The organism is Streptomyces sp. 5-10 (assembly GCF_014712245.1).
Lineage (GTDB): Bacteria > Actinomycetota > Actinomycetes > Streptomycetales > Streptomycetaceae > Streptomyces > Streptomyces violaceusniger.
In genome coordinates this window covers 18,314-33,934 of the sequence record NZ_JACVYG010000003.1, presented here as the reverse complement: position 1 = coordinate 33,934, position 15,621 = coordinate 18,314, and the positions used below count along the sequence as shown (strand labels likewise).

At 71.5% G+C, this 15,621-nt stretch carries 4 protein-coding genes; 3 read left to right on the top strand and 1 reads right to left on the bottom strand.

Annotated elements, in window-relative coordinates; genetic code table 11:
• Nucleotides 1–49: 49 nt before the first annotated feature.
• Together IEJ02_RS04630 and IEJ02_RS04625 are read left to right on the top strand one after the other, a co-directional pair.
• Nucleotides 50–11,008 carry a non-ribosomal peptide synthetase gene (locus IEJ02_RS04630; protein ID WP_191063501.1) on the top strand — a complete coding sequence of 3,653 codons (10,959 nt, stop codon included), beginning with the start codon at nt 50–52 and terminating at the stop codon, nt 11,006–11,008.
• Nucleotides 10,995–12,695, top strand: a complete 1,701-nt coding sequence (locus IEJ02_RS04625; RefSeq protein WP_191063500.1) for an ABC transporter ATP-binding protein — start codon at nt 10,995–10,997, stop codon at nt 12,693–12,695. The genes IEJ02_RS04630 and IEJ02_RS04625 overlap by 14 nt, the downstream gene beginning before the upstream one ends.
• Nucleotides 12,696–12,704: 9 nt before the next feature.
• On the opposite strand, the gene IEJ02_RS04620 is transcribed toward IEJ02_RS04625, so the two are convergent.
• Nucleotides 12,705–13,826, bottom strand: coding sequence for an alpha/beta hydrolase-fold protein (locus IEJ02_RS04620; protein ID WP_191063499.1), 1,122 nt, complete (start codon nt 13,824–13,826; stop codon nt 12,705–12,707).
• A 135-nt stretch (nt 13,827–13,961) separates the two neighbouring features.
• Between IEJ02_RS04620 and IEJ02_RS04615 the strand changes: the two genes are divergently transcribed.
• Nucleotides 13,962–15,539, top strand: a complete 1,578-nt coding sequence (locus IEJ02_RS04615) for an amidohydrolase (RefSeq protein WP_191063498.1) — start codon at nt 13,962–13,964, stop codon at nt 15,537–15,539.
• Nucleotides 15,540–15,621: the final 82 nt, after the last annotated feature.

The following is a 15,621-nucleotide window of genomic DNA, read 5'->3' as shown; positions in this document are numbered from 1 at the left end:
CCTGTTTCGGATGAGCTTTTCATGACGCGGAAGGGATGCTGAGTCCTCGATGGTGGAACCGGGCGCTCGTCGCGTACTGCTTTCTCCCACGCATATCGCCGGCGTACGCCGGCGGATGGGTGACTTCTCCGACCGGACCATCGCCGAAGCGTGCGCCATCGGGCTGTCGTACTGGGCGTCGGGCCGGAGCCCCGACGGCATCGACCTCACCCCCGGCACGCTGTTCGCCGACGTCCTGGGATGGGCCGACAACGGCGGTACGGCGCCTGACGGTTGGGAGATCGGCGCGGACGGGCGGAGCATCGTCCTGCCGGGAGGCGTCGGGCCGGCCGATGCGCAGCTCGCGCTGGACGACCTGGCCGATTTCCCGGACCGGCCCATCGGCACCATCGGCCCGGACGGCGCGGCGGCGAGGCTCGAGGCCCTGGCCGGGTGGAACGACACCGAGGCCGACCGGGTCCGCCCGACCATCGTGGAGATGTTCCATGAGCAGGCGCGGGCCAGGCCGGACGCCGTCGCCATCGTCGACGAGCACCGGTCGCTGACCTACCGTGAGGCGGCCGGGCTGGCCGGCCAGCTGGCCCACCACCTCATCGCACGCGGACTGGGCCCCGAACAGGTCGTCGGCATCTCACTGCGCCGCTCGGCCGACATGGTGATCGGGCTGCTCGCCGTACTCCAGGCGGGGTGCGCGTTCGTGCCGCTCGATCCGAAGTGGCCGGCCGCGCGCCGGGCCGTCGTCATCGATGACGCCCAGGTCGTGATGCAGCTCAACGACTCGGGCGAACACGACCCGGCCGAACCGGACGCCGTGGCCGTCGACCTCGGCGACTGGCGCTTCGGTTCCCACCCCACCGAGGACACCGGGGTCACCGTCCCCGGCGACGCCCTGGCATACGTGATCTTCACGTCCGGTTCGACCGGGCGGCCCAAGGGCGCGATGATCCGGCACGCGGCGATCAGCGAACGCCTGCTGTGGCAGATGAACGAGATCCTGGGCTTCGGCCACGACGACGCGTCGCTGTTCAAGGCGCCGTTGTCCTTCGACATCTCCATCAATGAGATCTTCCTGCCGCTGGTGTCCGGCGCCAGGCTGGTGATCCTGCGGCCCGACGGCGAACGCGATCCGCACCACCTGCTGAGCGTGATCGCCGAACAGCGCGTCACCTTCACCTACCTGGTGTCGTCCATGATGGACGTGCTGCTGGAGATCGCGGGCGACTCCGGGAGGCTGGACAGCCTGCGGCACGTGTGGTGCGGCGGGGAGGTGCTGACCCCGGAGCTGTACGAGAGGTTCCGCACCACGCTCGACATCCCCCTGTACCACGGCTACGGCCCGGCCGAGACGACCATCGGTGTCTCGCACGTCATCTACCGGGGGGCGGCGGAACGGCTGTCGACGTCGATCGGCAGGGCCAACCCCAACACCCAGCTGTATGTGCTGGACGATGAACTGCGCCCGGTCCCGGTCGGGGTCGGCGGCGAACTCTACGTGGGCGGGTTCCTGCTGGGACGCGGATACGTGGGCGCGCCCGGCCTGACGGCGTCCCGGTTCGTGGCGAACCCCTTCGCCGCGGACGGGTCCCGGCTGTACCGGACCGGTGACCTCGCGCGGTACACCCCGGACGGATCGCTGGACTTCCTCGGCCGGGCCGACAACCAGATCAAGATCCGCGGTATGCGGCTGGAGATCGAGGACGTCGAGGTCGGTCTCGCGGAGCACCCCGGAGTACGGCACACCTGCGTCGTCGCGAAGAAGAACGCGACCGGCGGCACCTACCTGGTGGGATACGTGATCCCGGCCGCCGGAAGCGAGGAACTGCGGGCGGACGAGGTCAAGGCGTGGGCCACCGAACACCTGGTGGAGTACATGGTGCCCACCCATATCGTCGTGATGACGGAGTTCCCGCTCACCGCGAACGGCAAGCTCGACCGGGGCGCGCTGCCGGAGCCCGTGGTCCCGGCGGGCTCGCTCACACCACCCACCACCCAGAACGAGCACGCGGTGTGCGCGGCCGTCGCGGCGGTGCTGCGGCTCGACGAGGTCGGTGTCGACCAGGACTTCTTCCAACTCGGCGGAGACAGCATCCTGGCGATCTCCCTGCTGAGCGCACTGCGCGACGCGGGGCTCCACGTCACGGCACGGCAGATCTTCACCCACAGCCGCGTGGGGGCACTGGCCGCGGTGGCGAGCCGCGAAGACGTCTCCACCGTGGACCACCGCGATGTCGCCACCGGTTCCGTCGTGGGATCGCCCATCGTGCGGTGGCTCGGCGACACCACGGACGCGATTCGTGGCTTCGTACAGTCGGTCGTGCTGAACACCCCGGCGGACCTGACCGCCGACGCGCTCGACGCGATCCTCACCGCCCTGATCCAGCGGCACGACATGCTGCGCGCCAAGCTGGTGCGCGGCGAGCGCTGGAGCTTCGACATCCCGGAGGCGGACCAGGCCACCCTGGGATGGCAGGAGAGCGACCGGTCGCTCGACGAGTGTGTGGCGCTCGCCACCGAGGGGCTGGACCCGGAGGGCGGCGTGATGCTGCGTGCGGTCTGGCGCCGCGCGGCGCGGCAGCTGGTTCTGATCGCCCATCACGTGGTGATCGACGGAGTGTCCTGGCGGATCCTGATGGACGACCTGGCCACCGCATGGCGGCAGCTCGCCTCGGGTGCGCCGATCGAGTTGCCCCCGGTGGGCACGTCGTTCCGGCGCTGGACGCAGTTGCTGGAGCGCGCGGCGTTCGACGCGGACAGTTCCTTCTACTGGCGTCCCCTGCCGGGAGAGGACCAGCCGCTGGGCCGGCGCGCGCTCTCCACGGCCGACACCGTGGCGACGGAGCGGCTCCGGGCCGTCTCGGTCGGCCCCGAGGTCACGGCCGCGCTGCTGGGCGAGATCCCCGGGAAGTTCCACGCGGGTGTCAACGACGTACTGCTGACCGGACTCGCCGTCGCCCTGGCCCGGTGGCGCCGCGACCTGGGGCAGGAGCAGACCTTCGCCCACATCGAGCTGGAGGGCCACGGCCGCGAAGGACAGTTCGTGGCGGACTCGGCCGGCTTCGAGCCCGCGCTGTCGCGGACCGTGGGCTGGTTCACCACCCTGTTCCCGGTGACCGTGGATCCCGGCGCGGCGGCCGACTTCACCGCCCCCGAGTACCTGACCGCCGCGCTCAAGGCGGTCAAGGAGGACCTCGCCCGCGTGCCGGACAACGGCGTCTCCTACGGCGCCCTGCGGTACCTGACCCACGTCGAATTCGACACGCCCGCACCACAGGTGCTCTTCAACTACCTGGGCCGCTTCGAGGCGGGAGCCACCGGCGACTGGCAACTCGCGGGTAGCACAGCCCAGTTGGGTGAAAAGCGCGACCCGAGGATGCGGCTGCCGCGCCCCCTGGAGTTCAACGCGATCGCCGAACCCGCCGCCACCGGCGAGTACGAGCTGGTCACCACGATCTCCTGGCCCGACGGCATGTTCACCGACGAGGACATCGCGACCCTCGGCGAGTACTTCCGGACGGCCCTGACCGGGCTGGCCTCGCTCGACCGGGGCGGCCACTCTCCCAGTGACTTCGCACTCGTGCCCCTCACGCAGGCCGACGTCGATGCCCTGGACGGCCCGGCCCTGCGCGACATCCTGCCGCTGACCCCGTTGCAGGAGGGCCTGTACTTCCACTCCGTCTTCGACGACGACTCGGCCGGCGCCTACGTCGAACAGCAGCTGCTGACACTGGACGGCGCGGTGGACGCCCACCGGCTCGCGGCGGCGGCCACCCGGGTGCTCACGCTGTACCCGAACCTGGCAGCGCGGTTCGTGGCCCTCGCCGACGGCCGTGTGGTCTCCATCCTGGAGAGCGGTGTGGAAGCGCCCTTCAGCACGGTGGACCGCCCCGGCATCACCGACGACGAGATCCGCGACCTGGCCGAGCGGGACCGACGAGCCGGGTTCGACCTGGCCAACGGTCCGCTGATGCGGTACACGCTCATCCGCGGGGGCCCCGGCCGCAACGTCCTGGTGCAGACCGTGCACCACATCATCGCCGACGGCTGGTCGGTGCCGCCCATGCTCCGGGCGCTGCTCGCCGAGTACCACGCGCCGGGGACCGTGCACCCGGTCGTCGGCTTCTCCGAATACGTGCGCCGGCTCGCCGGACGTGACGACGACGAGAGCGACCGCGTATGGCGCGAAGAGCTCGCCGGGCTGCCCGGCCCTTCGCTGGTCGCCGAGGGCCACAGCCCGTCCGACCGGTTCGCCGACACCGCCGTGGAGCCGGAGGACGACATCGACGCGGCCGTCCGGGCGGCCGGCGTGCCGCTGAGCGTGGCCGTGCACAGCGCCTGGGCGGTAACCCTGGGCTCCATCCTGCACGCCAGCGACGTGGTGTTCGGTTCCACGGTGTCCGGGCGCGATGCCGAGGTGCCCGGCATCGAGGACATGGTGGGCCTGTTCATCAACACCATCCCCGTGCGGGCCCGTTGGGCCCGCACCACCACGGCGCGTGATCTGCTCGCCTCCGTGCGGGAACACCAGAGCGCGGTGCTGCCGCACCAGCACGTCTCGCTGGCCAGGATCGGCCGCCAGACCGGCCTGGGCACCCTGTTCGACACCCTGGTGGTGTTTGACGTGGCGACCGATGTGGACGCCCTGCGGCGGCCCGGCGACACGCTGGTCATCACCGACATCGTCAACGAGGGCGCCCCGCACTACCCGTTGACGCTGGTGGTGGAGCGCGCACTGGACGGCCGTCCGCGCTTCAACCTGATCTACGACGGCGAACTGCTGCGGGAGTCGAGCGCCCGGGCGATCCTGCGCACGTTCGCCCACACGTTCTCCCGCCTGCTCACCCGGCCGGACGTCCCCGTGGAGGACCTGACACCGGAGAGCGACCGGCGTCCCGAGCGGATCACCCCGACGACCCTGGGAGCACTGTTCGACGCCGCCGCGCACCGCGGCCCGGCCGCCACCGCCGTGACCCAGTGCGCCCTCGACGGCGGTACCCGATCACTGACCTACGGTGAACTGGCCCACGCCAAGGACGAGTTGGCCCGGGCCCTGCGTGCCGCAGGTGTCCGGCCCGGCAAGCGGGTCGCCATCGCCCTCCCACGCTCCGTCGAGCAGGTGGTCGCCTCGGTCGCGGTCGTCACCGCGGGCGGCGCGTACGTACCGCTGGACCTGGCGTACCCGGACGGACGGCTGGAGTACATCCTCGCCGACGCCGCTCCGCAGGTCCTTCTCGTGGACCGCGCGCAGCGGGACCGCTTCACGCGGCTGCTGGCCCGGGCGGGCGTGCCGGCCCGTGTGCTCGTACAGGGAGACGAGCTGCCGCCGGCCGATACGGAGGCCGGGCCGGAGGTGAGGTGGCACGACCCCGCGTACGTCATCTACACGTCCGGATCGACCGGCAGGCCCAAGGGTGTCGTCGTCCCGCACTCCAGCGTGGTGACGCTGCTCGCGAACACCCGGCCGGACATGGACTTCGGACCGCACGACGTATGGGTCCAGTTCCACTCCTTCTCCTTCGACTTCGCGGTCTGGGAGCTGTGGGGCGCGCTGGCCAACGGCGGTGAGCTGCTGGTGCCGGAGTACGGGCTGACCCGCTCGCCGGTCGACTTCCACCGGCTGGTCCGCGAGCGCGGAGTGACCGTGCTCAACCAGACCCCGTCGGCGTTCTACCAGTTCATCGAGGCCGACCGGCAGACGGGCGAGCCGTTGCCCGCGCTGCGCCGGATCATCTTCGGCGGCGAGGCGCTGGACCTCGGGCGGCTGCGCGGCTGGATCGAGCGGCACGGCACCGGATCGCCCGAGCTGGTCAACATGTACGGCATCACCGAGACCACCGTCCATGTCACCCACCGGGTACTGACCGACGAGGACTTCGGCGCGGGTGACGACGTGAGCCCGATCGGCGGCCCGATCCCCGGCCTGGTCTGCTATCTGCTCGACGACCGGCTCCGGCCGGTGCCGCCGGGCCGAGTGGGCGCCATCTACGTCGCGGGCGACCAGGTGTCGCTCGGCTACCTGGGCAGGCCGGGGCTCACCGCGGGCCGCTTCGTGGCGAACCCGTTCCTGGGCGACGGCTCCCGCATGTACCACACGGGCGACCTCGCCGTCCGCACCCTCGACGGTGAGCTGGAATTCGCCGGACGCACCGACGACCAGGTCCAACTCAAGGGATTCCGGATCGAGTTGGCCGAGGTGGAAGGGGCGGTCAGGGAGCTCGACGGTGTGGTCGACGTGGCCGTCACCGTGGCGGACAGCGGCGACCACCTGGTCGCGCACATCGTGGGCCGGGTGCCGGACGACTTCACCGAGCTGTTGTCCACGAAGCTGCCCGCGCACATGGTGCCGGGGCGGGTGCTGCCGGTCGAGGCATTGCCGTTGACCGTCAACGGCAAGCTCGACCGGAGAGCGTTGACAGAGAGCGCCGCGACAGGGCCTTCTCCGTCTGACCGTGCGTCGTGGCTGGGCGCGCAGTTCCCCGCGCCCCTGCGGGGCGCACCCGCGGCCGAAGACGCCGCGCTCGACGCGCTGGTCCGTATCTTCGCCGAGACGCTGCCAGGCGCCGCTGCCGACGCCGACACCGACTTCTTCCGCGCCGGAGGCGACAGCATCGTCGCCATCACCGTGATCAACCGGGCCAGGGCGCTCGGCCTGGCGATCGTGCCACGGGACGTGTTCCTGTTCAGGACACCGCGTGCGCTTGCCGAGCACCTGGGAAGGCGCACACCGCTTGCCGCCCCGGCGCCCGCGCCCGCCCGCCGCGCGGACGGCCCGCTGACGCCGACCCCGATCATCCTGCGCCAGCGGGAACTGGGCGGCTCGCTCGCCCGGTTCGCCCAGGCCAGAACGCTGGTGGCCCCGGAGGGTACCGGATTCGCCGACGTCGAGCGCGCCGCGAACGCCGTCGTGGCCGCGCACCCGGCCCTCCGGCTGCGGCTGCGCGTCGAGCATGGAGTGTGGGCCCTGCGCACCGAGCCCGCCCACGAGATGACGGTCGTACGGGCGGACACGGCCGACGCGACGGCCGTGGCGAACGAGGCCGCCGGACGGCTCGATCCCGAGTCGGGGGACGTGGTCGCGTTCTCGTGGCTGGAGGCGAGCCGGACCCTGGTGGTCACCGTGCATCACCTCGCTGTCGACTCGGTGTCCTGGCTGGTCCTGCTGGAGGACCTGGTCGCCGCCCTGCGCGGGGAGACCCTGCCGCCGCCGACCACGTCGTACGCCGAGTACGCCGAGGCGCTGGCCCTCGGGGCCACCCATGCCATCGACGACCTCGGACACTGGGTCACCACCCTCCAGGCGCCCCAACTGCTGTCGGCGGTCGGCGCGTTGCGCGATACCACCGTCGTGCTCGCCCCCGACGTGAGCGACCGTGTGACGCGTACCGCGCCCGCCGCACTCGGCGTCGGCCTCACCGAGCTGCTGTGCGGTGCGCTGCGCACCGCGCTGACCCGCGTCCAGCCATCGCCCACCGATCTCGCGATCGAGCTGGAGCGGCACGGCCGGGTCCCGGCGCTGGAACACCACGACTACACCCGCACGGTCGGCTGGTTCACCGCCATCGCGCCCGTACGGCTCACGGCACACACCGACCCCGTCGCGGCGGCGTACGAGGTGGCCGAGCGCCAGCCGGACGAGCGCGGACACATCGCGTACGGGCAGCTCAGATACCTCAACCCGCAGACGGCCCCGCTGCTCACCGCACGTCCCCAGGTGCTGTTCAACTACCTCGGCCGGGGCGACGAGTCCCAGGCGCCGCGCCTCACCGGCGGCGATCAGGGCAGCCCGTACGCCGTCGAGGTCAACGCCTGGACCGACGCCCCCACCGGAAGCCTGCACGCGGACTTCACCCTCGCCGAGGGCATCCCGGACGAGATCATCGAACACTGGCGGCGCGCACTGGAACACATCGCGGACGCCTCCGCGACGGCCGAGCGCACGGCACCGGTCACCCCGCTCCAGCGGGGCCTGTTCTTCCAGGCACAGATGGCGGGCCCGGCCGGACACTATGTCGCGCAGAGCTGGTTCACCTTCGACCGGCGCCTGGACACCGACGCGCTGGCCGAGGCGATGGCGTACGTGATCGCGCGGCACCCGGTCGTGGGCGCCGGATTCACCACCGACGACGACGGAAACCCGGTCCAGGTCCTGGGCGTGGGCCGACGGGTCGATGTCCGCACGGTCGCCCTCTCCACGGACGCGGAGGTCGACGTCCTGCGCACCCGGGACCGCGACACCGGATTCGACCCGGGTGAGCCACCGCTGATCCGGATGACCGTGGTGCGGCTGCCCGACGACCGCGATGGGCTGTTGCTCAGCTACCACCTGCTGCTGTGGGACGGCTGGTCCCGCGAGATCGTGCTGCGGGACCTGTTCGACGCCTACCAGGCCGCTCTCGAGGGCGCGTTGCCCGCCCCGGCCCCGGCCACGCCGAGCTTCGAGGACCACGCCCGGGCACTCGACGCCAGGGACTCCGCCGTATCGGAGCGCTTCTGGGCGGAGCACCTGGCCGGTCTCCCCGGCCCGACGCTGCTCGCCGGACCGGCTCCCTCCCTCTCGGACGACCTGCCGCGCGCGCTCGTGCACACGCTGTCCGCCGAACAGTCGGAGTCGCTCAGGGAGGCGGCCAAAGCACACGGCGTCACGCTGAACACGGTGCTGACCGGCGCGTTCGGCCTCCTGCTGGGCGCCCACACGGGCCGCGGCGACGCCGTGTTCGGCGTGACCGTCTCCGGCCGGGAGGGCGAGGGCCTGGACGGCATCGTCGGGGTGCTGCTCAACACCGTGCCCATGTGGACGCGGGCCCGGCCGGACGCCACGGTCGGCGCGTATCTGTCGGCCGTACAGGCGGCCAGGGTCGCGGCGATGGACCACGAGCACCTGGGACTCGGGGAGATCCAGCGAGCCAGTGGGCACGACACCCTGTTCGACAACCTGTTCGTGCTGCAGAACTTCCTGGACATGGACGCGTTCGCCGAGATGAACGCCCGGCACGGCATCACCTCGGTGTCGGCCGATGACTCCACCCACTACCCGTTCACCTGGGTCGTCACGCCCGGCGACCGGCTCACGGTCAAGCTGGAGTACCGCGACGAGGACACCGGCAACGCCCGCCGTCTCCTCGACGACTACCTGCGTGTGCTCGAAGACCTGGCCCGGTCGACCGGGCCGGTCGGCGCGCTGCGGGGGCTGGGACCGGAGCCTGCGCGGAGCGAGCGTACGGACATCGGCACGGACACCGTGGTCGACCGGTTCGACCAGGCGGCGGACCGCGACCCGCGGCGGGTGGCGCTGGTCGCCCACGGCTCGACCATGACCTTCGCCGAGCTGCGGGACCGCAGCCGCGCGGTGGCCGGTGTGCTCGCCGGGCGCGGCATCGGCCCCGAGACGACCGTGGGCCTCGCGATCCCGCGCTCCCTCGACTCGATCGTGGCGCTGTTCGCGGTGCTGCGGGTCGGCGCCGCGTACGTTCCGCTGGAGCTGGACCACCCGGACGAGCGGATCGCCGCGATCGTCGCGGACGCCCGCCCGGACGTCATCCTCACCGTGAGCGCGGTGTCGCCCCGGCTCACCGGTGACCTGATCGAACTGGACCGGCCCCTCCCCGAGGGGAAGCCGTACGTGACGTTCGCGCCGGACGACCCGGACCGGCTGCGGCATCCCGCGTACACGATCTACACCTCCGGTTCGACCGGGAAGCCCAAGGGTGTGGTGACCGAGTACGCGGGGCTCACCAACATGCTGATCAACCACCAGCGCCGGATCTTCGAACCGGTGCTGGCCGAGCACGGCCACCGCGTCTTCCGGATCGCGCACACCGTGTCGTTCGCCTTCGACATGTCGTGGGAGGAGCTGCTGTGGCTCGCCGACGGCCACGAGGTGCACATCTGCGACGAGGAGCTGCGCCGTGACGCGCCCCGGCTGGTCGAGTACTGCCTCGAGCACGGCATCGACGTCATCAACGTGACCCCGACCTACGCGCAGCAGCTGGTGGCCGAGGGCCTGCTCGACAACCCCGAACGGCGGCCGGCGCTGGTGCTGCTGGGCGGCGAGGCCGTCACCCCGGCGCTGTGGCAGCGGCTCGCGGAGACCGAGGGGACGGTCGGCTACAACCTCTACGGACCCACCGAGTACACCATCAACACCCTCGGCGTCGGCACCTTCGAATGTCAGGACCCGGTGGTGGGTGTGGCCATCGACAACACCGATGTCTACGTACTGGATCCATGGCTGCGGCCGCTGCCGGACGGAGTGCCCGGCGAGCTGTATGTGTCGGGCATCGGCATCGCGCGTGGCTATCTCGGGCAGCCCGACCAGACCGCGCACCGCTTCGTGGCGTGCCCGTTCGGCGAACCCGGCGAGCGCATGTACCGCACCGGGGACCTGGTGGTCCGCCGGCCCGATGGCCACCTGATGTACCTGGGCCGCACCGACCAGCAGGTCAAGATCCGGGGACACCGGGTCGAACTGGGCGAGGTCGAGGCCGTGTTCGCGGCACACCCCGCGGTCCGGTTCGTCGCCGCGGTCGCCCAGCCCGATCCGCAGGTCGACGGCGCGTACCGGCTGGCCGCCTATCTGGTGCTGGAGGGCGCGGAGCTGGCGACGGTGGCCACCGAAGTGGGCACCGGACTGCCGGACTTCCTGCGCCCGACGCACTACGCCCAGGTCGACAGCATCCCGCTGACGGTGAACGGGAAGGCTGACACCAAGGCGTTGCCGGAGGCCAAGCCGCTGGGCGCGCTGACCACAGCGGGAGAGCGGGGGCCCGCGACCGCGACCGAGACCGTGGTGTGCGAGTTCTTCGCCGAGGCACTGGACCTGGACGACGACGAGGTGAGCGCGGTGAGCGACTTCGTGTCCCTGGGAGGGCACTCCATGCTGGCGGTGCGGCTGATCGGGCTGCTCCGCCGCGAGTACGGTCCGGTGATCACCATCCGAGACCTGTTCACCCTGCGCACCCCGGAAGCGATGGCCCGCCACCTCGATGCCCGAGTCCTCGATGACAACTCCTGACCCGCGGCGGCCCCGACCGGGGTCCGCCATCCTCCGGACCGCCCTGCGCCGCAACATCGGTGCCATGGCCTGGGGCACCGTCCTCATGGGCCTGTACCAGGCGGGTGAGACGGCCTTCCCCATCGCGCTCGGCCTGATCGTCGAGCACACGATGCGCCACCGGAGCCTCGGCGCGCTGGGCCTGTCGATCGCCGCACTGGCGCTGATCATCACGACGGTGTCGCTGTCGTGGCGGTTCGGAATGCGCATCCTCCAGAAGGCCAACACGACCGAGGCACACCGCTGGCGGGTGAAGGTCGCGGCCTGTGGCCTTCAGCCGGTGGCCAGGGACGTGGACCTCAAGTCCGGCGAGGTGCTGACCATCGCCACCGAGGACGCCGACCAGACCGCCGATATCATCGAGGTGGTGCCGCTGCTGATCAGCTCGCTGGTCGCGGTGCTGGTCGCGGCGGTCGCCCTCGGCATGGCCGACGTGCGGCTCGGCCTGCTGGTGATCGTGGGAACCGTCGCGATCCTGTCGGCCCTGAGCGTGCTGTCCAAGCGGATCGGCTCCAGCACCCGCGAACAGCAGGCCAGGGTGGCGCGGGCGGGCGCGAAGGTCGCCGACCTGATCACCGGGCTGCGCCCGCTGCACGGCTTCGGCGGCAACCACGCGGCGTTCCGGTCCTACCGTGAGGTCAGCACGGAGGCGAAGCACCAGGCGATCACGGTCGCCAAGGTCAACGGCGTGTACGCGGGCACCGCGCTGGCGCTCAACGCGGTCCTCGCCGCCGCCGTGACCCTGACGGCGGGCTCGCTGGCGTGGAGCGGCCGGATCAACATCGGCCAGCTCGTCATGGCGGTGGGGCTGGCGCAGTTCATCATGGAACCGCTCAAGCTGTTCTCGGAGATGCCGAAGTACGTGATGATGGCGCGCGCGTCGGCCGAGCGGATGGCGCTGGTGCTGGCCGCGCCGCCGGTGACGGTTTCGGGGTCGGAGCACCCGGCCGCGGGCGGAGACCTCGACATCGACTGTGTCCGGTACGGCTCCCTGCGCAAGCTGAAGTTCCAGGTGAGCGCCGGTGAGTTCGTGGCGATCGCCGCCTACCAGCCACGCGCGGCGGCCGACCTGGCGTCGATCCTGGCCATGACCGTCCCGCCGGACACGTACGAGGGAGCGGTGCGGGTGAGCGGGCAGGAGCTCAGGGACCTGTCGGTCGAGGCGGTCCGCGCGTACCTGCTGGTGAACCCGTACGACGGGGAGATCTTCGCGGGCACCCTCCGTACGAACATCGACCCGTTGGGCACCAGCCGGATGGTCCCCGAGGCCATCGAAGCGTCCATGCTGACCGACGTGGTCGCCCTCCACCGCGAAGGACTCGACTACGGTGTCCGCGACCGCGGTGCGAACCTCTCCGGGGGCCAGCGCCAGCGGCTCTCCCTGGCCCGCGCCCTCGCCGCCGACACCGATGTCCTCGTCCTGCACGACCCGACGACGGCCGTCGACGCGGTCACCGAGCAGCTCATCGCGCGCAACGTCGCGAAGCTGCGCCGGGGCCGGACCACCATCGTGATCACCAGCAGCCCGGCCCTCCTGGACGCCGCCGACCGTGTCCTCGTACTGGACGACGGCGTCATCACCGCCGAGGACACCCATCGCAACCTCCTCGCCACGAACGAGGACTACTGCGCGGCGGTGGCCCGGTGAACCGACCGGCTAACGCAATGCCTGCTCGTCGAGTGCCCAGGCGACATCCCTGAGCAGGGCGTGCCGCCAGCCCGCCCGGTCATGGCCCGACGCCGACCGTGAGACCCGTACGGTCGCGCCGGTTCGTGTCGCCAGGGTCTCGATCAGCTCGCAGTGGGGGAGCATCCGGGTCTCGTGTTCCCCCACGTCGAACGCGACCCGCAGACCGGACAGGTCGGGATGCTCCCGCAGACGCGCGGCGACGGTGCCGCCGACCGGGCCGCCCAAGGGGTCCGGCAGGTCCGGGGCGTCGGGTGTCCACCAGAAGGACCCCGACTGACAGGCGACGCGGGACACCAGGTCCGGGAACTCCAGCGCCGCGTACATCGCGCTCAGGCCGCCCATGCTCTGCCCGGCGACCACCAGCCGGTCCACATCGGCGGGTACGCCGGATTCCGCCACCAGTGGCAGCAGTTCGTCCCGGATCGCCTCCCACAGGGCGGGTCCGCACCCGAACTCGGTTTCCCTGTCCCTGCTCGGCAGGAAGACGAGCGTGACGGCGGGCATCGCGCCACTGGCGACGGCCGACTCGAACGCGGTCATGGCCGGGTGCAGATACAGCCAGTCGTCCCCGTCGAGCAGCAGGACCACGGGTCCGCCACCGCCCGCCGGGTGGACCCGCACGGTGCGCCGCCCGCCGAGCCGTTCGCTGCTCCAGCGGATCCGGGTGCGGGGGAGTGGCAGTACGGCGTCGGAGCCGGCGCCGATGACGGGCCAGTGCGGCTGGACCGGAGCGTCCGGGGTCGCGGCGATGGACCGGTCACCGCCCGCACCGACCGGGTTGAACGGGTCGGCGTGCGCCGCGTCGCCCACGAGGAATTGATAGGTCACCCGCAACCGCTCGGGCATGCGCACCTCGGCGTACCAGCAGTCCGTATCACCCCACCGGCGCAGGGGCACCGGCTCCGACCAGCTCTCGAAGCCGATGCTCGCCTCGGACCCGCGCCACAGGAACAAGGTCACCCAACCGCCGCCGTCGGCGGGCACCGACGCGGGTGTCCTCGCCGCCGCCCAGAACTCGTCGGTGCCGGGTGCGCCGGGCAACCCGAACCCGACGAAGGCGTTCTCCCCATCGACCGCGCCCAGGCGCATGAACGTCTCCTTGTGAGAGGGAAGGGACAGAGCTAAACTCCCGCCAATTAGGCGAGCCTAACCTAAGTCGGGGATTCGTAGGAGGCGACCCCTCGTCGTCGCAAGCCGCCCAGGCACCGAGGAGAGCCCTGGCAGATGCTCTGCACCAGACTGACGAACGCCCGCTTCCTCACCATGGACCCGGACCACCCCGTCGCCCACGAGCTGGGCATCTGGCGGGGCCGGACCGTGGGCCTGGACGAGGCCGTGGCCTCCCTGCCCGCCCGCGAGGTGATCGACCTTCAGGGCGCCACCGTGCTGCCCGGGTTCATCGATCCCCATGTGCACCTGGCCTGGACCGGGTTCAAGCAGAAGACCCCGAGCATCGCGGGGCGCACTCGGATCGACGACGTGCTCGCCACCGTGGAGGAGGCCGTCACCCGGAACGGCTCGCCCGGAGCCTGGGTGAGCATCGCTGGCTATGACCAGCGAGCCCTGGGACGCCACCTGACCGCCGCCGAACTGGACAAGGTCAGCCACGGGCGCAAGCTGTTGGTGATGCACGATTCCGGGCACGGCTGCCTCGTCAACTCCGCCGTCCTCGACCTGCTCCCCGCCGACATCCCGCACGAGAGCGGCTTCCTCGCCGAGGGCGCCATGGGCGCCGCCCGCGCGCTGCGCCTCCCGTACTCCCAGCGGGAACTGGCCGAGGCGATCGCCCGCGCCGCCCGCACCTGCCTGGCCGAGGGCGTCACCGCCTGCGCCGAGGCGGGCATCGGCGGCGCCCTCTTCGGCCACAGCCCGGTCGAGCTGGGCGCCTACCAACTCGCCCGCGAATCCGGCCTGTTGCCGCTGCGCGTACAGGTCATGGTGTCCGCCGACCGGTTGCACCCGGTCGCCGCACACGAAGCCGACGGCATTCCCCGAGCCCTCGACCTCGGACTGTGTACCGGGTTCGGCGACGACCGGCTCTCCGTGGGCGCGCTGAAGGTCTACACAGACGGCGGCATGATGGCCCGGACCGCCGCGCTCAGCCGCCCGTACGAGGGGCTGGATCACATGGGTGAGCTACAGGACGACCCGGAGGTGCTCGCGGACACGATCGTGGACGGCCACCTGGCCGGGTGGCAGCTCGCGGTCCACGCGATCGGCGACCGCGCCGCTGACGTGGCCCTGGACGCCCTGGAACGGGCCCAGCGCCTCCGGCCACGCCCCGGTGCCCGGCACCGCATCGAGCACGCCGGCCTGATCCGCCCCGACCAGCTTCCGCGCTTCGCGCGACTGGGCATCAGCGCGGTCGTCCAGCCCAACTTTCTGCGCTACTTCGGCGACGACTACGCGGCGATCATGGGCGAGGAACGGGCCCCGTGGCTCTACCGCGGCAAGGCGTTCCTGGACCACGGCATCCCGCTCGTCGGCAGCTCCGACCGTCCCGTCACGGACGGATCCCCGCTGAGGGCCATCCAGTTCATGGTCGAGCGCACCTCCGAGTCCGGTCAGGTGATCGGCCCGGACGAGGGGATCACCCTCGACGAGGCCCTGCGGGCCTACACGGTCGCAGGCGCGTTCGCCTGCCGCTGGGAGGACAGCCTGGGAAGCCTCACCCCGGGCAAGCTCGCCGACCTGGTCGTGCTCGGCGACGACCCCCGGCGTGTCGATACATCGCGTATCGGGGACATCGAGGTGGTGGCAACCTACGTCGGCGGTCGAGAGACCGGGAAGCCGACGTCATGAGCAAGAGGCCGGCGGTCGTCACTTCGAGGCCTCATGAGGCGACACGCCGACACCCGCGGCCCCCGGCCGGCACCGGAAGCCG

Bases quoted from the DNA above. Each gene is read 5' to 3' on its own strand.
- IEJ02_RS04625 (WP_191063500.1), top strand. From the start codon at position 10,995: ATGACAACTCCTGACCCGCGGCGGCCCCGACCGGGGTCCGCCATCCTC.
- IEJ02_RS04615 (WP_191063498.1), top strand. From the start codon at position 13,962: ATGCTCTGCACCAGACTGACGAACGCCCGCTTCCTCACCATGGACCCG.
- IEJ02_RS04630 (WP_191063501.1), top strand. From the start codon at position 50: ATGGTGGAACCGGGCGCTCGTCGCGTACTGCTTTCTCCCACGCATATC.
- IEJ02_RS04620 (WP_191063499.1), bottom strand. From the start codon at position 13,826: ATGCGCCTGGGCGCGGTCGATGGGGAGAACGCCTTCGTCGGGTTCGGG.